We start from the raw sequence: 19,887 nt of genomic DNA, 5'->3' as shown, positions 1-19,887 counted from the left end.
TCAGGTTTTCTACTATTTTGTCCTTAATCAATGGAAATATGCACTTTCTCTAATTCTTCAAGTGCCTTCTTATCCGCCACTGACCGTTGCAGCGCCGCCATATCAGTCGGTGCCATGTTCTTCAAGTGATACTCAATGCTGTTTTGTTTTACCCGGATAATGGTTTCTTTTAACGCTTTCTCAAACGTTTCTTTGGAATATCCACCATTTTCTTTGTCTCCTTCTGTCTCTACACCACGGATCGTGGCATGAAAAAGACCTGCGATCTCGCGCTGTTCTTCTTCATTCTGAAACATACTGACAATTTTTGCCGGGTTGACGGTACCGGTATCCCGATACTGTTCATATAATATTTCCGCCGCTTTATGATAAATCTCTTCTGTAAAATCTTCCGGCGAAATATATTTCTCAATCTTAGGAAATAATCCGGTATGCTCGATGAGCCAGGTCAAAAGCAGTTTCTGTGACTGTATCATACCGCTTTCCTTTTTCTTTTCACCGCCCTGGTCACGCCTGACTTCTGCCCGCTCTCTCACAGGTGATGCACCACCCGCTGCCATACCGATCTTTGCCCCATACTGGTTTACCAGCCTGCGCAGATCTTCTATACCGATCATATACTTCTCTGCTACCGCAGCAATATAATTATCACGCTCTAATTTTTCCCCGAACGTACAAAGTTTTTCTGCAACCGCATTATAAAACTTTGTCTTGCTCTCCGGATCATGCATATCATACTGCTGCTCTAAGATACGTATTTCAAACATAAAACTGTTTTCTGCTGTATCGATCCGCTTCTGATATTCCTCTGCACCAAGTGCTTTGATAAATTCGTCCGGATCTTTGTACGGCTTCATATTGATAACTTTCGTGGTGATCCCAACTTCTTTTAAGATCGGGATTGCACGAAGCGCCGCCTTTACACCTGCTCCATCGCTGTCGTAGGTCAGATAAACATTTTTCGTGTAGCGCTTTAACAGATTTGCATGTCCACTCGTAAGTGCCGTTCCCAAAGAAGCAACCGCATTGTCAAACCCTGCCTGATGCAGGGCGATCACATCCATATAACCTTCACAAAGAAGAAGCTGTGGCTTTTTGGTGCTTCTTGCAAAATTTAATCCGTAAAGATTGCGGCTCTTATCAAAGATCTTTGTCTCCGGAGAATTCAGATATTTCGGCTCACCATCCCCCATGACACGTCCACCAAAACCAATAACCTTATTGTGTACATCCATAATCGGGAACATCGCACGGTTCCAGAACTTATCATACCCGCCGCGCCTCTCATCAATGCTGACTAAACCGGATTCTTTTAAAATATCATCTTCGTATCCTTTTTTGCGGAGATACTGGTAAAGATCATCGCTGTACTGGTCGGAATAACCGAGACCGAATTTCTGCATTGTCTCATCTGACAGCTCACGCTTTCTGAAATAGTTAAGCGCACGCGCACCTCTCTCTCCACGCAGCAGCATATAAAAATATTTTGCTGCTTCTTTATTAATTTCAAGCAGTCTTGCGCGCTTGTCCGCTTCCTGCCTCTGTGCACTGGTGTATTCCTGTTTTGGCAGTTCCACACCGGCGCGGTCGGCTAACGCTTCCATCGCCTCACCAAATGTAAAATTTTCATACTCCATCAGAAATGTAAATACATTTCCACCCGCGCCGCATCCGAAACAATAATACATCTGTTTGTTAGGCGACACGGAAAAGGAGCCTGTTTTTTCATTATGAAACGGGCAGAGTCCGAAATAGGTACTGCCCTTTTTTGAAAGACGCACATATTGGGAAATCACATCAACAATGTCATTCCTGGAACGCACTTCTTCTATGATGTCATCAGAATAATACGGCATCTTTTTCTCCTTTCGTTGTTTATATTCATCTTACATCTGCGAAATTCAACTTCAGTTTCCAACATTTGCGATTTCAATGAATTTCGCAATTGTAACTTTAATATCCATCTACCTGCCAAGCCTGTGGCATGAAGTATTCGCTGAATTTTGTGATGGCGTACTGGTCTGTCATGCCGGAGATGTAATCGCAGATGATACGCTGGTCTGTTTCACCGGCATCACGCATGCGCAGATATTTCTCAGGGAGAAGGTCTACATGTTCCATATAATAGAAGAACAACTGCTCGATCATGGCTTTTGCCTTGGTCTCTTCCCCTTTTGCTACCGGATTTTTATAGACATGGCCGAACATAAATTTGCGCAGTTCGATCATAGCCTGCTCTACTTCCTCCGACATAATGATATCGTCTTTTCCAACACTGTTGCTGATGATGTTATGTATCAGTGTATTTAAACGCTGCCTCGTCGAAAATCCCAGTGTTTTCCGAAGTTCTAACGGTATATTCTCCTCTGTCAGTATCTGCGCCCTTATGGCATCGTCAATATCGTGATTGATATAGGCGATCTTATCCGACAGCCGGACGATCTTTCCTTCTAAAGTATGCGGCATCAGACTCGTCTGATGGTTTAAGATGCCATCCCTTACCTCCCAGGTCAGATTCAGTCCCTTACCGTCTTTTTCCAGCTTCTCAACGATCCTTACACTCTGCTCATTGTGATGGAAACCTTCATCGCACAGTCCATTCAGCACAAACTCACCGGCATGCCCAAACGGCGTATGTCCCAGATCATGCCCTAATGCGATCGCCTCGACAAGATCTTCATTGAGCCGCAGTGCTTTCGCGATCGTGCGGGCATTCTGTGATACCTCTAAGGTATGTGAAAGCCTCGTTCTGTAATGATCTCCTTTGGGTGTCAGAAACACCTGTGTTTTATTCTTCAACCGGCGGAATGCCTTACAGTGTAAAATCCGATCTCTGTCGCGCTGGAATACAGGTCTTATATCACACTGTTCTTCCGGATAATCACGTCCTCTTGAATGTATGCTGAGCGTAGCATACGGACTTAAGTTCTCACATTCCATCCGTTCAATATCTTCCCGTATCGACATGTTGTTCCTCCTCTTTGGATAAACCTGCCACACAGTAATTACAATATATATATTCCGCGTTCTTTTTCGATTTCCTTTTTTTATTTTAAATTAATGACAAAATTTTGCCCTCAACTTTGCCCTCTTTTCCATTAATCATTTTGAAAACGAGATAAATGTTCATATGGAAGGATCAGCCTTCCCCGGTAAAGTCCACACCCATCATTGATCAGGCTGTTATCAATTGCCGAAAACATATTCACATCCAGTTTTGCCAATTCAATCTGCTGCAGTTTCATTCCTCTTTCATATGCCTCATCAAAATAAATACATTCCCCCACCGGAACAGCATCACGTCTTGCACGTTCACTCTCCTGCTTCTTCTCATATCCCAGATGATTCGCCGGTCCGATTTCCGCTATATCATCCATCGCTTTTGTCCTAAGCTGCATTTCCATATAACAATGTGCACTGTTGTCAAAAAAAGTAATATGTAACGACCGGTATCCATCCGGTTCTTCATTCACAATATAATCCCTGTAATACGGCCGTACTTCTTCACTGAGCAGTGGAGAATCACTCAGCTTTATACCGCCTGCCGGTTCTGCCGTAAATCCCCGCTCCTCTAAAAATACCTTAAGCACATTTGCGATCTCATATAAATGTCTGATTTCTTCCTGTTCTCTTTCCTTTTCATCTCCCACATGGCATTTAGGCATGGATATGACAATGCGGTATGCGATCAGATCCCTGAAACAGCTCAGCCGTTCCTTTAATTCATCCACCGGAGGATAGGCATGGTTTTTCAGATAATAATTATAAACATGCTCTACGATATATCCGTTGAATTTTGCTTCCGCACGGATCAGTGATTTGATCCTTCCTTTAAAAGTAAAAGAAAGGTAAGGATATTGTTTCGCCATATACTGATAAAATTCCCGTATTTTCTGCGACTGTGCTGTCAAAAAGTCATTATGCTCTAGCAATTCCATGATCTGCATCAGGAAATTACAGTGTAACCGATCCACCTCACTGTCATTTTCCTCTGCCACACGTTTTAAATCTTCTGTATATTTTTTTAAAATCCGAAATACCGTATCCCCGGAATAAAGATAATCATTTAAAGCAATCATTTTTCCATCCTTTGTTTTCCGCCTTCTGTGCCACATTGGTATCTATTATAAATGATTTCCTCCTAAATGCAAATAGCGCGGCAGTTTTTCTGCCGCGCCACTTATACCTTGCTGTCTTATTTTGTGATCTTTACTGATTTCGCCTCACTCCATGAGCCGTTTACTCTGTTGTCATCCTCGTCCACACGATATGCTCTGACACGCACATAATATTTTTTTCCTTTTGTCAGCTTTTTCAGAGTAACCTTTGTTGTCTTTGCGTTTGCCTTTTTGACTTTCACGCCCTTTTTAAACTTCTTGTCCGTGGAATACTGGATCTCATATCCCTTTGCATTGCTTACTTTGTTATATGTAACCTGTGCTTTCTTTCCTTTCACATTGGAAAGTTTGGAAATTTTGGTTTTTTTGACTGTGGTAATCTTTAAGTTTACCACACCCATATTGTTCACACCGGTGTTTTTCAGTTTTGTCGGATCCCAGCTATCTTTATATGCTTCACTGCCTGCAATTTCAATATAGTAAGTACCGCTCTTTAATGTAACCTCTTTGGAACATGCAGAAGAATAATAATTTTCTGCAATATTCATACGCTCTAATACATTATGGTTCGAACGGTATAACGTCACACCTGTGTTGCTGCTGATACATTCTATGGAAGCAGGATCATGGCAAATGCCAGTACCATTCCAAGAACATACGTTTTTATTTTCTTCATATAGCTTTTCTCCTTTTCCTCTTTATTTCTTCAGTGTAAAGAAACATATACAAATTTTTTTTAGCATAATCTTATCGCATATTCTCTATGAAAAAGGTACTATTTTCACGGTTTTAATTTTTTCAAAAAAAAGAAGCATCGAATCCTCAATGCTTCTTTCACCCTAACATATAAAAATGCAGGAGATGGGACTTGAACCCACACGATATTGCTACCACAGGCACCTGAAGCCTGCGCGTCTGCCAATTCCGCCACTCCTGCAAACCCGTCAATCAAAGAAATCTTTGATGCGGAAGATGGGACTTGAACCCACACGTTCGCAATGAACACAAGATCCTTAGTCTTGCTCGTCTGCCAATTCCGACACTTCCGCGTATCAATCACTCTCTCGCGACGACTCATTTATAATAACAGAGAAAAACAAATATGTCAACAGTTTTTTTGATATTTTTTTAATTTTATTTATTTTTTTAATTTTTGGAACTGTTTTGATTATTTAGATATTGAAAGACAGCCCTTACAGGAACTGTCTCTCAAACATCTCTGCCTTCATCGGTTTTCCAAAATAGAATCCCTGAATCAGTTGAACCTTTGATCCCATCAGCGCATCTAACTGTTCTTTTGTCTCCACGCCCTCTACACAGACATTCACATGAATCGCAGTTGCCAGTTCTCCGACCATTTTTACAAATGCGTTGGAGAAATCATCTTTTCCAATATCAATGATAAAACAGCGGTCGATCTTTATGACATCGATCGGCATCTCCCTGATATGATTTAAAGAAGAATAGCCTGTACCAAAATCATCCAGCGCAACACGTACTCCAAGATGTCTGATATCTGCAAGTATCCGTTTCATCCGGCTCATATCATTGACCGCAAGACTCTCTGTTACTTCTAAGGTAAGGTTCTGCGGTGTGATCCTTGTCTCCTCGATCACATGTGCGATCCGCTCTACGATATCGTTCTGTAAAAGCTGTACAACAGAGAGATTAACATTCACTTTGTACTCCGGATGCCCCATATCATTCCAGTATTTACAATGGATACACGCTTCACGCAAAACAAATTCGCCGATCGGGTTGATCAGTCCTAAATATTCCGCAAGCGGGATAAAATCTGTCGGCGGTATCAATCCAAGTTCCCCTGAATTCCAGCGTATCAGTGCTTCTGCACCGGCACATGGATTTCCTTCTTTTGTGATATTTACGATTGGCTGGAAATATACTTCAAATTCGCTGAATGCATTTCTCGTTGCATTGCGCATATTCTTTTCAAGATCAAGCCGCTTGTAAGAGGTAGACTCAACATTGTCATCATAAAACTCTATACGGTTCTTTCCTGCACACTTTGCAGAATAAAGGGCAATATCTGCTTTTTTGATCAGTTCTTCCACCGTGTCCCCATCTGCCGGGAAACGCACAACTCCCATACTCATCGTACAGTAATAATCTGTTCCTTTTAACATCCACGGTTTTGTAAATAACGATTTGATCTCATCTAAGATCTGCTGAAGCATTGCCATATGATGATGTGCCAGTATGATGATAAACTCATCACCGCCCATACGGTAACAGTTATTCTCCACACCGGGAATCCTCTGCAGGCTGCCGGAAATATTCTTAAGTAAAACATCACCATACTGATGTCCAAGTCCGTCATTGATATGCTTAAAATCATCCAGATCAATATAAAGTAATGCTCCCTCTCCACCAAACTCTTTCGTCTGACGGATATACCGTTCCAGATCCTGTTCACAGCGCATTCTGTTATAAAGCCCTGTCAGGAAATCATTGTTTGCCTGACGCTCAATCTTCTGCTGATATAATTTTTTATCTGTCACATCATAAATCGTACATAAAAGAACTTTTCTTCCGTCAACCCAGTTGATCCTTGTACTGTGCAGATCAAACCAGCGGTTTTCTTCTTTTGAGTAAACTTCCCTGAAATAAAGGCTGTCCTCTGACTGTGCTCCCTGTCTTAAACATTCTTCAATGCCGGCACTGTGTATATCTCCACCAAACGCTTTACGGAAACGCTGGTTTGTATACAGGATGGTATTTTCTTTTGTATCCATCACGTAGATTCCGCATCCCACATTTTCAAGAATCGCCTCCAGTGACGCATACGAACTTGCGAGTGAATTTTTCGCGATACGTTTTACCAGGATCGTCTGTATGATCCTTCTGACATCATTGACAAACTTAATCTCTCCACTGTCCCAGATACGTTCTTTTTCATCCTCACAGAAGCAGACATACATCCCTGTTTTCCCACCAACATCGATTGGCAGGAACAGCCCTGCTTTCATTTTCTGTGCATCAAATAGTCTGCGGAACGACTCAGGCATCTTCGAATCTGCAGAGATCATGTATGGTTTTCCATTAAAAAAAGGCAATTCTGCTTTTGGAATGTTCTGTGAAGCATCCATCCGGGACTCTCTTCCCGCAGAATAATACTCACTGATCATATTAACGGTTGCGCCGTCTATATTTTCCCGGAACAAAACCGCAGCAGAAATCTCAAGATACCCGCATGCCTCCTTTAAAATATCCCGGACAATCCCATCAAAACTGTCCTCCGACTCAAGCATACGCACGATCGCTGTCATCGCCTCATTACGTTTTAATTCCGTCTCCATCTGTTCTTCCGACTCGCGGCTCTTTAAAAAAGCCTCCTGTGCTAAAAGTTCCTCTAATTTGACGGCAAACATCTGCTTTGACAATGTTTCCAAAAACTCGATCGACTTATAATAACGCTCCGGCGTTGTTCTCATCATGTAATCCGGTACATTTTCTCCGGCATCTTCCATTATACCGACCACGATCCAGATCGCAGATACCTCTCCGCTTACCTTTACAGCTACCCCGCACATCCGGATTCCATCTGCACCACAGTCCTCTTCAATCACGCTTTCAATCCTGCTGTTTTGCAGCCGTTCTAACAGCCCGGCATGTCTGTCCATGTCGATCACACTGCCCAGATACTCAAGTTCTTCCTTCGAACCATATGTCTTTGTGACTTCCGTGCGGTCTCTGTCAAGACACATCAGATACAGGTTATTCGCATCACAGAAACGGTCCTGCAGATTCTGCATCAGTGATACATCCAACAGTACCTGTTCTGATCTTAAAGGATCATCTTCCTTCTTCCTACTCAAAAGTGCCATTCCCTTTACCCCTTTATTCCAACGATATACAGACTAAAATGACGTTTCTCTGAAATCACAAACTCCTGTATCAACCTGTATTCTGTATGTAAACGAAGTTGTTTCTTTACAATGCCTTCTTCATTTGAATAAAAAATCATCGTTCCGCCCGGTGCTAAGATTTCTTTTGATTTTTCAAAAAATGAAGCATAAAGTGTATCCATCTCACCGCGTGACTGTTTTCCCCTTACCGGCATATTGGTAATGATCTCATCAAACAGATAATCATGTCTAAAATCAAAATAATCTCTATGGATAAAATTGATCTTTTCACCCGCTAAAGAGGCATTTTCCCTTGCTCCTTCAATCGCCGGTCCAAAAATATCGATCCCATACTTTTCCCTTGCCGGTTCTATAATGTCTCTCTCGATGAGCATTGTCCCCACTCCGCAGAATGGATCTAAGATCTGTGCATTTTCTTTGAGATATGGTCTTGCAAGTGCCACAAGCATTGCTGCCAGTGATGGATGAATGGATGCTGCAACTGCATTTTTCCGGTAGGCAAAACGCCGCATCGGGATCGTGTACAGTTTTAAAAATGGTGCAAATCCTCCATCTTTTTTCTTTATCAGACGAATCTCTATTTCATAATCACCCGTTGAATTGGTCAGCCATCTCGCTGATGCACGCTCTAACTGTATTGCAAATTTTTTCGCAAAAGAAGCTCTTTTGTCGTTCTCCATATCTGCCCGGATCTCTACACGAAAACGAAACGGGGTGTCCTGTTTATGACACTCCTTTAAAAAATCACTGATACCGCTCTGCCAGATCGCATCTGCTAACTTTTCTGCCTGCCCCTCATCCTGCTTTAAACGGATCGGAAACAAAAGTTCACGGTAAGTTCTCAGATTTGCCATAGCACGCACATCCTTTGTATACACTGCCACTCCGAGTGGATGTTTTGCCGTTTTTCTCCTGATATCCGCTGGAAGTTCCCCAATTTCCTTCAAGGTTACATCCGTACGTGTATGCCCGGTCAGCAGCAGCATCTCATGTGGATCTTTAAATCCGGTAAATGCGTGACTTTTGTTATCTTCTGCCTTTTCTAACAGCCTGCCAAGTGCACGAACCTCCTCATCAATATGCTTTTTTTCTTCTATTGCCGGAGTATAAGAGAGAAGTTCTTCCATCCTCTCTTTGAGCCGTTCCTGATATGCCGTAATATCCAAATAGGCAAGTGCCTTTAAATACGCGCTTTTTACAAAAAGAGTCTGCTCCCTTTCATATGCCGTAACTAATGCATCTGCAGCACCTGCCAGCCTCAGTTCCCCAAGGATCATCGCTGCATTTTTACGCACCTTAGGATCTTCTTCCTCTAACAGTTCTAACAGTAATCTGCCATCCCCGTTCAGTGACGCAAACTGTTTTCTGACGGTTTCATCTTTCATCCTGTTACGCAATTCTACAAGGTTTTCGCGGAGATTTTCTCTTTTTTGCAATGCTTCGTAATATTTCTCTATCATACTGCTTCCTTCGACATAATTGATACTCTCATTTTACTGTATTTCCTCTGTTTTTGCAATACCGTTGGTCTCTATGTAATCGACAAGATCCGACTTAAACTGCTCCCATGCAGCCTCATTTTCCACATAATATTTCGGACATGCCTTTCCTGTTACATCATAATGTCTTATCACATCATCCGTAGTCAGATCATAACGTCCCATCAGCCATGTCACCAGATGAACCAGCGATCCATAAGTCGCATCCGTAAATTTTCCCGTATCATCCGGAATACAGCACTCTATGGAAATCGTATCGGCATTTCTCTCATTCGAAGCATATGCGATTTCATTGCATGGAATGCATTGGATGATCTCCCCACTGATCCCGATCACAAAATGACTGCTTGCATGCGTTTCCCCTGATTGCGCCAGTCCTTCAAAATAATCACGGTTCTGCTGCGCCGTTGTTCCCGGATTTGCGGTATAATGCACAACAATCCCATTTATTTTTTCAAGTGCCGTTCCCGGTCTTGAGAATTCATTATAATCTAAAAGCTGCACAGAAAAATCCGGCCGGTCCGCAATATATTTCGTTTCCTCCACAATGATCTCATCCTGTGTCTGTATTGTCCTGTGGGATATGCGCCATACACCATATAAAATCACTCCCACAAACATAACTGCCGTAAAGATCATGACACCGCCTGCAAACATCTGCTGTCTTTTCCGTTTCTTCTGTCTTCTTTTTCGTGCCTCGTATCTTCTTTTTTCCGCTTCACGTCTGCGGCCTGCTTCTCCCTGATCCATAGTCTCCCCTTTTTCTTATGTTAGAAATATTTTGTATAATATTTTTATTTTTCCTGTTTCATTTCTGGAAAAATAATCACTTTTTTAAATCTCAAGTAATATTATACAATTTTATTATGTGAAATCTAGTAAAAATACACACTTGTTATTTTCCTGCTTTTGTACAGTTTTTCGTCCGTCTCATCAGTTTTTGTATATATTGCACAATATGTCGAATTGTTTTTTGTTGATTTTCCCGATACATTATGCTATATTATAGAAAACAAATAAGGAGGTGTGTTGTATGACTTATGCAATCGATCCGGCAATGTCTTTCGTTGAAGTTGTTTCTTTCTATGAGAAATATATCGATGAGACAAAAGCCGCCGGGAAAAAGCCTGTATCTTTCCTGCATTTTCTCACAGGCAGATACTAAAAGCCGGTTGATCAGGCCGTCAGCTTATGAAAGCTGTCAGGTGCCCTGTCACCCGGCTTATTTTTTTACATGATCTGTGCAAGCAGACCTTTTACGGAAAATACGTCTTCAAACAAAAATGATTCTCCTAACATTTCTATATTTTCTTCGGAATGCTCTACTTCTTTTGCATAAACTTTCGTTGTTTCAACACGGTCTGAAAGATCAAATTTCTGTCCGTTTTCCATCCAGACCATGACATCCATATCACGCACCATTAAAAAAGATGCAACTGCAAACTGCGCCTTTTCAAGCAGATTGTTATCATAGAATGCCCTCATAAAATAACGGAAAGTATAATATACCATCAGATGTTCATACTGATACTCGTTTTCCTTTTGTGACTCCATAAAAGCACGGTGCGTCTTTTCATAATTTTCTTCATTATAAAAATTCTTCAGCCTATCTTCCATATCAGACCACGCATCACCAATGGATTCAAGCTCCTCATACTGCGAAAGCCGCTGTAAGAATGCCTCGTAAAGGCTGATCTTTTCCGGTTCTTCCGTTTTTGGCGCTGTCTCAAACAGCTCCTTCTGCATCTGACAGCAATAATCGAGATACATTGCGATGCGCTCTGTTATGGAATGAGTGCGATCCTGAAGCAGACCGATCGCATGTGCTCTTACTGCTTCAAGTTTCTCCGCAAGCTCATCATCCCCCTCCTCCCACTCATACTCATCATAATCTTCCGAAAGAATCTGTTCGTCAAATCCGATCGTTTCCGTATCTGAAAAGACGATACGCCCAACTTCCCCGCAGGAAAGACATAATACTTTTTCTCTCGTTTTCGGATACTCCGTCGTAAATCTCGGATATTCCGTACACACCTCTGACAGAGAATCCTCCCCCAAAGTCAGACATACCTCGCAGAGTCCCTTTTCATTCAGAAGCGGACACCATCCCTCTTCATTTAACACAAAACTGCCATCCTCGCTGATCGATGCACGGATTTTCTCTGCCATCGGTCCTTTCAGATCCTTATAATAATCCAGTGTATCCTCATCAATATCAATTTCCCATCCTCTGCAGCAATTATCCGGACATTTATCAGCAATGCACCGGAACTCTTTATAATATGACGGCACTCTAAACACCATTTTCTTTTCGTTCCTCTCTATGTATTTCTCAATCTTCCCTGAAATGACTGCTTAACATATACCCAATGCACCAGACTCCGCCTGCTAATGAAAGATATATAAATCCTTCAATCGCTGCAGCTGCCAGTCGTCCCAAAGACATGCTTCCTGCCATCTGCGCAAGGATCAGTCCCTTTACCGGACCAGTCAGGATCTTATAACCGCCAACATAGCACCAACCCAGAACACCTAATGCATAACTTAATGCAGCAGCAATCATTTTCCATGAAAACTTCATCTTATTCCCCTTTTCCTTTATTCCATCAGTAATATAATTTCCTGGTTTTTTCTCGTTTCAGGCACATTAATGATTCTCTGGTTCGAAGATCCCCTGAAATTTAAGCCAATATCCTTTTTCCCTAAAATAAAAGGTCCATCCACCATAACATCGATCATTGATAAAAAAGGCTCTGATGCCTCACAATATGCCCTTCCGCCCGGCAAAAAATCCTCATACAGATATCCGCTGTACACCCAGATATTTTTATCCGGCAGTTCTTTTTTTATTCTCTGTAAAAGAGGAAGAAGCCCCTGCTGATTTTCCGGTTCCCCCGGATCTCCTCCAAGCAGTGTCAGTCCTGCAATGTAGGACGGTGCAAGCGCCTGCATGATCTCATCTTCCGTATTTTCTGTAAACGGTTTGCCATAGGAAAAATCCCATGTTTCCTGATTAAAGCACTCTTTGCAGTGATGTCTGCATCCGGACACAAACAAAGACACCCTCACACCTGTACCATTCTCAATGGAACAGGGTTTGATCTGCGCATAGTTCATCTTTTATTCCTCCTTTTTCCGGGATATACAGGATTCCCGGATCACCAGCTTTGGTTTCACAAGGATCTGCTTTTCTGACTCCGGGACACTTCCCTCTTTCAGCAGTCCAAGAAGAAGCTCTGCTGCCATTTCACCTAATTTTTCCTGTGGATGAGCCACCGTGGTGAGCGGTACTTTTCCACTTGACGCAAGATAGGAATCATCATATCCTGTCACTGAAACATCATCCGGCACTTTAAGTCCTTCATCCTCTAATGCCCGGATGACCTCTAGTGCAATCTGGTCATTATACGATACCACACTGTCAAAGAAATGCTCACATCTCATCTTAGCCATATGACACACCTGTTCATATGGATGCGTTTTCCGGTCTTCCGTATAAAACCATACCACTTTATCCGGGTCATACGCAATCCCTGCTTCCTGTAAAGCCTGCACATACCCTTTGTGCCGCTGCTGTCCCTGCGTATCATCCGCTTTAAATATCCCTATGATGTGATGGTGCCCCAGTGAGATCAGATATCTTGTAACCAGATATCCTCCAAGGCAGTCATCTAAAAGGATATGGGGCTTTTCTGCAAGCTGCGCATAACTGCCTTGAATAAATACATATGGAATCCGATATTCATCCAGCGTCTGGTATAAATTAATATGTTTGCAGAAGATCTGACTTTTGCTTGGTTCTATGATCAGCCCATCAATTCCCTTCTGCAATAATTCTTCTAAACATTTTGCTTCCATATTTCTGGAATTTCTTGTATTCTTTAAAAGAATACTATATCCATTTTCCGTAAGGACTTTATCAATTCCCTGGATCACTCTCGGAAAAATATAATCAGACAGATATGTCGTGACCACTGCTATATTTTTCGTTTCACCCGTGCGTCTCGCCATCTCCGAACAAAACGTTCCACGTCCATGTTCCGCATAAATATATCCCTCGTTCTGAAGGATCTGCAGAGCTTTCCGTACAGTCTGTCTGCTTACCTGATATGTCCCGGAAAGTTCATTTTCCGATGGCAGTTTTTCTCCCGGCTTTATTTTTCCTGAAACGATCTGTTTTCTTAAGTCCTCCATCAGATCATAATATTTTAACTTTTTATCCATATATCTGCTCCCGGATTCCGGTTTTATATCTCATTCCCCACTGCCTGCTTTGCTAACATATCTGCTTCCTCATTGCCATCGATACCGGAATGTCCTTTTACCTTTACAAAACGAATCACAATCACATTTTTCACCGATGCCACATAATCACGGTATGCTGCTGTCCCTTTTTTATTGCACTTCCACGCACCGGTTGCCCACATTTCGATTCCCATGTAATCATAATAAATCGTTACTTCCGGCAATCCTAATTCGACCGCTTTTCTGATCGCAGCCATACTGCCACAGATTTCCCCTGCGACATTGCGCATCGCTGCCATCTCTGCATCCTTATCACTCCCCTGCAGCACTTCTTTTATGCCATCATGAATCAGAAAGCCACCATATCCGTAGACATGCGTTGCCACATTGTAAGAACCATCCACAAACGCATAGACAGACGGCATCGCCCCATCTTCCTGCTGCATTGTTTTCTTCATTGCATTTTGCATCTTTGGGGCAGCATCTGCTCCGGTATATGTCGCAGCTTTGGCAAAAGCCACTGCTTCTTCTCTTGTTTTAAAACTCTTATATACTGCTCCAGGAAAGCCGTCCACCATCGCTTTACATTCTGCCCAGCTCTGGTACACTCCCGGTTTTCTTCCTTTTTTTACTGCATAATATTTTCCTGGCATCTTTTCCTCTCTCTGACATTCCACTTTTTATTACTGCACTGTTTTTATAAAAATACTTCCACACTAATCCCAATGACGCAATTCATAATATAAAATGCCATACAGTTCCCTCACATAATAGGTGGGAAAATATACAAAAAATGTATGTGCCGGGGTACTGTAACTTTTCATTCCCAGCCTGGCTGCCATCTGATTCGCCCGATATTCATGAAATTCACTGGTAACCAGTGTCACAGTCATATCAAGTCCACGGTCTTTTAAAATTTCTCCGGTATATTTTAAATTTTCTTCCGTCGTTGTAGATCGTTCTTCTAAAATCAAACGATTTTCACTGATTCCCCGTTTTGTCAGCACTTCATACATGCACTGTGCTTCCGTGATATCTTCACCCGGTCCTCTGCCACCGGACAAAATACATACTGCATCTTTATTTACACTCAGATAATCATATGCAGCATCAATACGTTCCTCTAATATTCTGCTTGGTTTTGTACCTTTTACACTGCATCCTAAAACAACAGCTGTCGTATTTTGCGGCGGAGTGTGTAATGCTGAGTGGATCATCAGAAATGTCTCTGCCAACACTGTCATGATCATTATAAGTACAAGGACAAGCAGGAAAACACATATCCAGTGTGTTTTCCTGCCATTCCACAATATCAAAGCTCTCCTGTTCATACGCCCGAAAAAAATTCCATAACATAACAGGAATAACGAGATCAGAATCCCGGTCGCCGTTCCTATATTAAAAATTCCTTTGCATAACAGCGGCGCGAAGAACCAGAATAATAAAATGCCTCCGACCGCTATAATGACCATCTGTACACCGCGCATGAATTTCCTTTCTACATAAGCTCAAGTTTACAGTTTGCACGCATTTTCAACGGACATTCATAAACATTTTCATTTTTTTCTTTTGCAATGTAGGAAAGCGGACATTTTCTGCAGTCCCCTTTTGTAAAATCGCCTGCTACTTCAAACTTAAGTACTGCCGTCATGGTTCCCTTTTTCTGGTTTTCCTTGCGGATGTGATCCCACGCAAGCACCTGTCCGCATCCCGGACATTTATCAGTTCCTACTGTAACTGCCCTCTTACAGGTCGGACAGCCATAGTATGGTTTACCGCTCTGATCCAGTATCTCTACCACATCTGATGGAAATTGTTTGATCAACTGTTCTCTTAAATCGTTCTGCATATTTATTTGCTCCTTATCCTAATGCGACATCTAATATCATCATGATCAGAAATCCTGCTGCAAATCCAATTGTATTAATATTAGAATGTTCTCCTTCTGATGCTTCCGGAAGAAGTTCTTCCACTACCACATAAATCATTGCCCCTGCTGCAAATGCCAGCAGATATGGCAGCATGTGTGTAATAATTCCGGCTAATATGATCGTAATCCCCGCTGCGATCGGCTCTACCACACCGGACGCCACACCATACCAGAATGCCTTTTTCGTACTGCCTCCTTCACTTTTTAACGGAAGCGATATAATGGCGCCTTCCGGGAAATTCTGGATTGCGATCCCTATGGACAGCGAAAATGCTCCCGCTAACGTAATTGTGCTGTTACCTGATAAAAGTCCTGCAAATACGACTCCTACTGCCATTCCCTCCGGTATATTGTGAAGGGTAACAGCCAGTACCAACATGGTTGTTTTTTTTAGGTGGCTTGGCAGACCTTCCGGCTTTTCCTCATTCATATGAAGATGTGGAATGATCTTATCCATCAGCAGCAAAAACAGAATTCCAAATACAAATCCAACTGCTGCAGGCAGGAAAGCAAATCTTCCCATCGTCTCTGACATGTTAATCGATGGTATCAGCAGCGACCACACAGACGCCGCCACCATGACACCGGATGCAAAGCCAAGCAATGCTTTCTGTACCAGACGGTTCAACCCGTTTTTCATAAAGAAAACACATGCTGCCCCTAATGAAGTTCCCAGAAAAGGAACCAGTAAACCAATAACTAAATTCAATGTTCCCTCCTATCTATTTAACTTGGCGTCCGCCTTATTCTGAAATTTTTCCGCCTGTACGATAAAACGCTCATGCGTTCCTTCCCCGATCTTCCCGGTTTCATCCTCTACTTCCACAGAAAATACAAGGCGTCTTTTATCCACTTCCACCAAAGTGGTATTGCAGGTCACCTTCATTCCCACCGGCGATGCGGCAAGATGTTTTACATTAAGGCTCGTTCCCACAGTCACACATCCTTCTTCGAGTTCATCTGCAACACTTTTCCATGCGGTCTCCTCGATCAGCGCAATCATTGCCGGTGTCGCAAATACTGCTAATGTACCGCTTTTCATCACTGCTGCCGTATTTTCTTTCTCTACTATAATTGTATGCTGTCCTTTGATTCCTGCTTCTAACATTTTATCCTCCAAAGTTAAATTATTATTTTAGTGATTTAGTACCATTACAGTTTATCATAAAAAGAACCGCACATCAATGTTGATATACGGTTCTTTTTCGCAATATGAATTTTATAAATGAAGCACTCTCTCTTTAATTTCCTGTGTTCTGCCCTGATTCCAGAACTGTGTTCCAATGTAGCCGCAGGTTCTGCGCGCCACACTCATCTTATTCTGGTCACGATTGCCACAGTTTGGACACTCCCAGACAAGTTTGCCGTCCTTATCATTGACGATCTTGATCTCTCCGGAATAACCGCATTCCATACAGTAATCGCTCTTGGTATTCAGCTCTGCGTACATAATATTGTCATAAATATACTGCATCACTGCAAGTACAGCGTCAAGATTATTCTGCATATTCGGCACTTCCACATAGCTGATCGCACCTCCCGGAGAAAGCTCCTGGAACTGTGACTCAAACTTCAACTTATCGAATGCACTGATTTCCTCTGTCACATGGACATGATAGCTGTTTGTGATGTAGTTCTTATCCGTCACTCCCGGAATAATGCCAAAACGCTTCTGAAGACATTTCGCGAACTTATAAGTCGTTGATTCCAGTGGTGTTCCGTACAGGCTGAAATCGATATTGTGTTTTTCTTTCCATTCCGTACATGCATCATTTAAACGGCGCATTACTTTTAATGCAAACTCTGTTCCTTCCGGCTCGGTGTGGGAAACCCCCTTCATGTATCTGGTACACTCACAAAGTCCGGCATAGCCAAGAGAAATCGTGGAATAACCGTCATATAAAAGTTTATCGATCGTCTCACCTTTTTTCAGACGTGCCAGTGCACCGTTCTGCCAGAGAATCGGTGCCACATCAGAAGGTGTACCGAGCAGTCTCTTATGACGGATAATCAGAGCCCTGTAACAAAGATCTAACCTTTCATCCAAAAGTTCCCAGAATTTATCCATATCTTTTCCGGAAGAGCATGCGACATCCACGAGATTTAAAGTGACAACTCCCTGGTTAAATCTGCCGTAATACTTCTTACCCGGAACGTAATTTTTTGCATTTGCATAATTTTCTTTTGTGCGGTCAACAGTCAGGAAAGATCTGCATCCCATACAGGTATAACAGTTGCCGTCTTTTAATTTCTTCATGATCTTCTCTGAAATATAATCCGGAACCATTCTCTTTGCAGTACATTCTGCTGCAAGTTTTGTCAGATACCAGTATTTCGTACCTTCGCGGATATTATCTGCCTCTAAGACATAGATCAGTTTCGGGAATGCAGGTGTAATGTACACGCCCTGCTCATTTTTCACTCCAAGGATTCTCTGGTGAAGCATTTCCTCGATCACGGCTGCAAGATCATCACGAAGCTGGCCTTCCGGCACCTCATCAAGATACATAAATACTGTAATAAACGGTGCCTGTCCGTTTGTTGTCATCAGGGTGATCACCTGATACTGGATCATCTGTACGCCACGGTTGATCTCTTCTTTTACACGGATCTCAGCAATTTTTTTCACCTTATCCTCTGTCGGTTCAACTCCGATCGCCTCAAGTTCTGCACGAACCTGTTTACGGTATTTTTCACGGCTGACCTGTACGAACGGTGCCAGATGGGAAAGTGAGATACTCTGTCCACCGTACTGGGAACTTGCGATCTGTGCGATTGCCTGTGTTGCGATATTGCATGCTGTAGAGAAACTCTTCGGACGGTCAATCATTGTTTCGCTGATAACAGTTCCGTTCTGAAGCATATCCTCTAAATTGACCAGACAGCAGTTGTGCATATGCTGTGCAAAATAATCCGCATCATGAAAATGAATGATTCCCTGCTCGTGCGCCTCCACGATATCCGGCGGCAGCAAAAATCTCTTTGTGATATCTTTGCTGACCTCTCCTGCCATATAATCTCTCTGCACGCTGTTTACCGTTGGATTTTTATTTGAATTTTCCTGTTTTACTTCCTCATTATTACACTCTAACAAACTTAAGATCTGTTCATCCGTTGAGTTGGATTTGCGCACCAGTTCCTGTTTGTAACGGTATGTAATATAGTTTCGTGCCACATTAAATGCACGCTGATTCATGATCTGGTTCTCTACCATATCCTGAATCTCTTCTACACTTGGAGAACGTTTCATATTTTCACAGGCAATTTCCACATTTTTTGATATCTCATCAATCTGCTTATCTGTCAGCTTCTCATAATCAATAACGCTGTTGTTCGCCCTGCGGATCGCCGCCTCAATTTTTTTAATATCAAAGGTATCCTCCATACCGCTTCTTTTAATAATTTTCATTTCCGATCAAATCCCTTTCTGTTTCTGACTGATGGCTGCCTGCCATACCCAAACGGCCGCATAACCTACGAGTACTTATTATACAATATATTGTGTCTTTGTCAATGTGTTTGGAACATATATATTTTCCCGCTTTTATGATATCCGGGCAGAATCGATCGTTGCAACCCCAGTAAATACGCGGTCTTTATTCACTATTACCAAATTTAAGGTGATTTCTTCGTCATTTTTTTCACTTGTATATCCTGCATCATCAACCACAATATCTAGTGTTTCTATTTTTTCATGCCACCACAGAAAGAATTCTTCGGACAGGCAATATCCACATCCAGATTCAAAAGCATCCGGTCTAAATATTTCTTAAGATCTTTTACCTCTTCATCACTCAGTCCTTTCTCTAAAAGAGCTTCCATTTCACGCATATCCTGCTCTGACCTCTCTACCATAGTACGTGCTTTATCTGTCAGCACCAGTTTCTTCAGCCTCGCATCATGCTCCACCGTCTCACGGCGCACCAGCCCTTTCCGTTCCATGACTGCAAGCATGTTTGATGCGGTTGCCCGCGATACCGAAAATTCCGTTTCAATATCCTTCTGATAGATATCCTTTCCATCATGATCCCGCAAAAATCCAAGCGTCCAGCGCTGCATTCCCGTAAGTGGTTCTTTTTCATTTTCCTGTTTTTTTGCCTCCATCCGCTTATGGATCTGGTTATGGATCAAACGTATTTTATATCCTATCGTATCTGTATGCATGATTTATCTCCTGCTGAAATAATATTATTTTTTACATTGACATT

At 42.3% G+C, this 19,887-nt stretch carries 19 protein-coding genes and 2 tRNA genes; 1 reads left to right on the top strand and 20 read right to left on the bottom strand.

All coding sequences use genetic code 11. The annotated features are described in order from the left end of the window. Nucleotides 1–23: 23 nt before the first annotated feature. The 9 genes from dnaG to H8S51_RS07115 all read right to left on the bottom strand — a co-directional run bounded on the left by dnaG (nucleotide 24) and on the right by H8S51_RS07115 (nucleotide 10,254). Complete coding sequence (gene dnaG / locus H8S51_RS07155) at nucleotides 24–1,856, bottom strand: DNA primase (RefSeq protein ID WP_118209118.1); 1,833 nt, start codon at nucleotides 1,854–1,856, stop codon at nucleotides 24–26. A 97-nt stretch (nucleotides 1,857–1,953) separates the two neighbouring features. Next, nucleotides 1,954–2,967, bottom strand: coding sequence for a deoxyguanosinetriphosphate triphosphohydrolase (locus H8S51_RS07150; protein WP_117918695.1), 1,014 nt, complete (start codon nucleotides 2,965–2,967; stop codon nucleotides 1,954–1,956). Nucleotides 2,968–3,098: 131 nt separating this feature from the next. Beyond that, nucleotides 3,099–4,079 carry a nucleotidyltransferase family protein gene (locus H8S51_RS07145; protein WP_186899505.1) on the bottom strand — a complete coding sequence of 327 codons (981 nt, stop codon included), beginning with the start codon at nucleotides 4,077–4,079 and terminating at the stop codon, nucleotides 3,099–3,101. Nucleotides 4,080–4,195: 116 nt separating this feature from the next. Continuing rightward, a complete protein-coding gene (locus H8S51_RS07140) occupies nucleotides 4,196–4,705 on the bottom strand; it encodes a fibronectin type III domain-containing protein (protein ID WP_118209120.1) in 510 nt (169 codons plus the stop codon). 266 nt (nucleotides 4,706–4,971) lie between these two features. Next, a tRNA-Leu gene (locus H8S51_RS07135) sits at nucleotides 4,972–5,055 on the bottom strand. Between the two features lie 27 nt (nucleotides 5,056–5,082). Further along, nucleotides 5,083–5,167, bottom strand: a tRNA-Leu gene (locus tag H8S51_RS07130). 144 nt (nucleotides 5,168–5,311) lie between these two features. Beyond that, a complete protein-coding gene (locus tag H8S51_RS07125) occupies nucleotides 5,312–7,963 on the bottom strand; it encodes a sensor domain-containing phosphodiesterase (protein WP_186899506.1) in 2,652 nt (883 codons plus the stop codon). A gap of 5 nt (nucleotides 7,964–7,968) precedes the next feature. Beyond that, complete coding sequence (locus H8S51_RS07120) at nucleotides 7,969–9,465, bottom strand: methyltransferase (protein ID WP_186899507.1); 1,497 nt, start codon at nucleotides 9,463–9,465, stop codon at nucleotides 7,969–7,971. A gap of 33 nt (nucleotides 9,466–9,498) precedes the next feature. Further along, a complete protein-coding gene (locus tag H8S51_RS07115; RefSeq protein ID WP_186899508.1) occupies nucleotides 9,499–10,254 on the bottom strand; it encodes a peptidoglycan recognition protein family protein in 756 nt (251 codons plus the stop codon). A gap of 283 nt (nucleotides 10,255–10,537) precedes the next feature. Between H8S51_RS07115 and H8S51_RS07110 the strand changes: the two genes are divergently transcribed. Continuing rightward, nucleotides 10,538–10,669 (top strand): thioredoxin, encoded by a 132-nt coding sequence (locus H8S51_RS07110; RefSeq protein ID WP_117918705.1) that lies wholly within the window; start codon nucleotides 10,538–10,540, stop codon nucleotides 10,667–10,669. A gap of 65 nt (nucleotides 10,670–10,734) precedes the next feature. Here H8S51_RS07110 and fliB read toward each other — a convergent pair whose 3' ends face one another. The 11 genes from fliB to H8S51_RS07055 form a co-directional block, all read right to left on the bottom strand. Next, nucleotides 10,735–11,808, bottom strand: a complete 1,074-nt coding sequence (gene fliB / locus H8S51_RS07105; RefSeq protein WP_186899509.1) for a flagellin lysine-N-methylase — start codon at nucleotides 11,806–11,808, stop codon at nucleotides 10,735–10,737. Between the two features lie 28 nt (nucleotides 11,809–11,836). Next, nucleotides 11,837–12,085: a phospho-N-acetylmuramoyl-pentapeptide-transferase gene (locus H8S51_RS07100; RefSeq protein WP_117918709.1), complete on the bottom strand. Its 249-nt coding sequence runs from the start codon at nucleotides 12,083–12,085 to the stop codon at nucleotides 11,837–11,839. A 17-nt stretch (nucleotides 12,086–12,102) separates the two neighbouring features. Next, nucleotides 12,103–12,621, bottom strand: a complete 519-nt coding sequence (gene nrdG / locus H8S51_RS07095) for an anaerobic ribonucleoside-triphosphate reductase activating protein (protein ID WP_117918711.1) — start codon at nucleotides 12,619–12,621, stop codon at nucleotides 12,103–12,105. 3 nt (nucleotides 12,622–12,624) lie between these two features. Beyond that, a complete protein-coding gene (locus H8S51_RS07090) occupies nucleotides 12,625–13,728 on the bottom strand; it encodes a GntR family transcriptional regulator (RefSeq protein ID WP_118209127.1) in 1,104 nt (367 codons plus the stop codon). 23 nt (nucleotides 13,729–13,751) lie between these two features. Beyond that, on the bottom strand, nucleotides 13,752–14,402 hold the full coding sequence (locus H8S51_RS07085) for a ribonuclease H1 domain-containing protein (protein WP_186899510.1): 651 nt from the start codon (nucleotides 14,400–14,402) through the stop codon (nucleotides 13,752–13,754). Between the two features lie 63 nt (nucleotides 14,403–14,465). Further along, nucleotides 14,466–15,236: a YdcF family protein gene (locus tag H8S51_RS07080; protein ID WP_006858825.1), complete on the bottom strand. Its 771-nt coding sequence runs from the start codon at nucleotides 15,234–15,236 to the stop codon at nucleotides 14,466–14,468. Nucleotides 15,237–15,247: 11 nt separating this feature from the next. After that, entirely contained in the window at nucleotides 15,248–15,598 is a 351-nt protein-coding gene (locus tag H8S51_RS07075) for a hypothetical protein (RefSeq protein WP_117918717.1), read from the bottom strand. Between the two features lie 13 nt (nucleotides 15,599–15,611). Beyond that, on the bottom strand, nucleotides 15,612–16,319 hold the full coding sequence (locus H8S51_RS07070; protein ID WP_117918798.1) for a ZIP family metal transporter: 708 nt from the start codon (nucleotides 16,317–16,319) through the stop codon (nucleotides 15,612–15,614). 78 nt (nucleotides 16,320–16,397) lie between these two features. Continuing rightward, entirely contained in the window at nucleotides 16,398–16,787 is a 390-nt protein-coding gene (locus H8S51_RS07065; RefSeq protein WP_117918719.1) for a thioesterase family protein, read from the bottom strand. 111 nt (nucleotides 16,788–16,898) lie between these two features. After that, nucleotides 16,899–19,088 carry an anaerobic ribonucleoside-triphosphate reductase gene (gene nrdD / locus H8S51_RS07060; protein ID WP_118488603.1) on the bottom strand — a complete coding sequence of 730 codons (2,190 nt, stop codon included), beginning with the start codon at nucleotides 19,086–19,088 and terminating at the stop codon, nucleotides 16,899–16,901. A gap of 275 nt (nucleotides 19,089–19,363) precedes the next feature. Continuing rightward, nucleotides 19,364–19,843, bottom strand: a complete 480-nt coding sequence (locus tag H8S51_RS07055) for a MarR family winged helix-turn-helix transcriptional regulator (protein WP_241070947.1) — start codon at nucleotides 19,841–19,843, stop codon at nucleotides 19,364–19,366. Nucleotides 19,844–19,887: the final 44 nt, after the last annotated feature.

This window comes from Roseburia rectibacter, from assembly GCF_014287515.2.
GTDB lineage: Bacteria > Bacillota > Clostridia > Lachnospirales > Lachnospiraceae > Roseburia > Roseburia rectibacter.
The sequence above is the reverse complement of the archived record's forward strand: the minus strand, read 5'-3'. Positions and strand labels throughout refer to the sequence as shown.

What these genes read in the sequence shown, in the direction of transcription:
- H8S51_RS07100 (WP_117918709.1), bottom strand. Translation starts at nt 12,085, where the DNA reads ATGAAGTTTTCATGGAAAATGATTGCTGCTGCATTAAGTTATGCATTA.
- H8S51_RS07090 (WP_118209127.1), bottom strand. Translation starts at nt 13,728, where the DNA reads ATGGATAAAAAGTTAAAATATTATGATCTGATGGAGGACTTAAGAAAA.
- H8S51_RS07080 (WP_006858825.1), bottom strand. Translation starts at nt 15,236, where the DNA reads ATGCGCGGTGTACAGATGGTCATTATAGCGGTCGGAGGCATTTTATTA.
- nrdD (WP_118488603.1), bottom strand. Translation starts at nt 19,088, where the DNA reads ATGAAAATTATTAAAAGAAGCGGTATGGAGGATACCTTTGATATTAAA.
- H8S51_RS07085 (WP_186899510.1), bottom strand. Translation starts at nt 14,402, where the DNA reads ATGCCAGGAAAATATTATGCAGTAAAAAAAGGAAGAAAACCGGGAGTG.
- H8S51_RS07150 (WP_117918695.1), bottom strand. Translation starts at nt 2,967, where the DNA reads ATGTCGATACGGGAAGATATTGAACGGATGGAATGTGAGAACTTAAGT.
- H8S51_RS07110 (WP_117918705.1), top strand. Translation starts at nt 10,538, where the DNA reads ATGACTTATGCAATCGATCCGGCAATGTCTTTCGTTGAAGTTGTTTCT.
- H8S51_RS07070 (WP_117918798.1), bottom strand. Translation starts at nt 16,319, where the DNA reads ATGAAAAACGGGTTGAACCGTCTGGTACAGAAAGCATTGCTTGGCTTT.
- H8S51_RS07075 (WP_117918717.1), bottom strand. Translation starts at nt 15,598, where the DNA reads ATGCAGAACGATTTAAGAGAACAGTTGATCAAACAATTTCCATCAGAT.
- fliB (WP_186899509.1), bottom strand. Translation starts at nt 11,808, where the DNA reads ATGGTGTTTAGAGTGCCGTCATATTATAAAGAGTTCCGGTGCATTGCT.
- nrdG (WP_117918711.1), bottom strand. Translation starts at nt 12,621, where the DNA reads ATGAACTATGCGCAGATCAAACCCTGTTCCATTGAGAATGGTACAGGT.
- H8S51_RS07115 (WP_186899508.1), bottom strand. Translation starts at nt 10,254, where the DNA reads ATGGATCAGGGAGAAGCAGGCCGCAGACGTGAAGCGGAAAAAAGAAGA.
- H8S51_RS07055 (WP_241070947.1), bottom strand. Translation starts at nt 19,843, where the DNA reads ATGCATACAGATACGATAGGATATAAAATACGTTTGATCCATAACCAG.
- H8S51_RS07120 (WP_186899507.1), bottom strand. Translation starts at nt 9,465, where the DNA reads ATGATAGAGAAATATTACGAAGCATTGCAAAAAAGAGAAAATCTCCGC.
- H8S51_RS07145 (WP_186899505.1), bottom strand. Translation starts at nt 4,079, where the DNA reads ATGATTGCTTTAAATGATTATCTTTATTCCGGGGATACGGTATTTCGG.
- H8S51_RS07125 (WP_186899506.1), bottom strand. Translation starts at nt 7,963, where the DNA reads ATGGCACTTTTGAGTAGGAAGAAGGAAGATGATCCTTTAAGATCAGAA.
- dnaG (WP_118209118.1), bottom strand. Translation starts at nt 1,856, where the DNA reads ATGCCGTATTATTCTGATGACATCATAGAAGAAGTGCGTTCCAGGAAT.
- H8S51_RS07065 (WP_117918719.1), bottom strand. Translation starts at nt 16,787, where the DNA reads ATGTTAGAAGCAGGAATCAAAGGACAGCATACAATTATAGTAGAGAAA.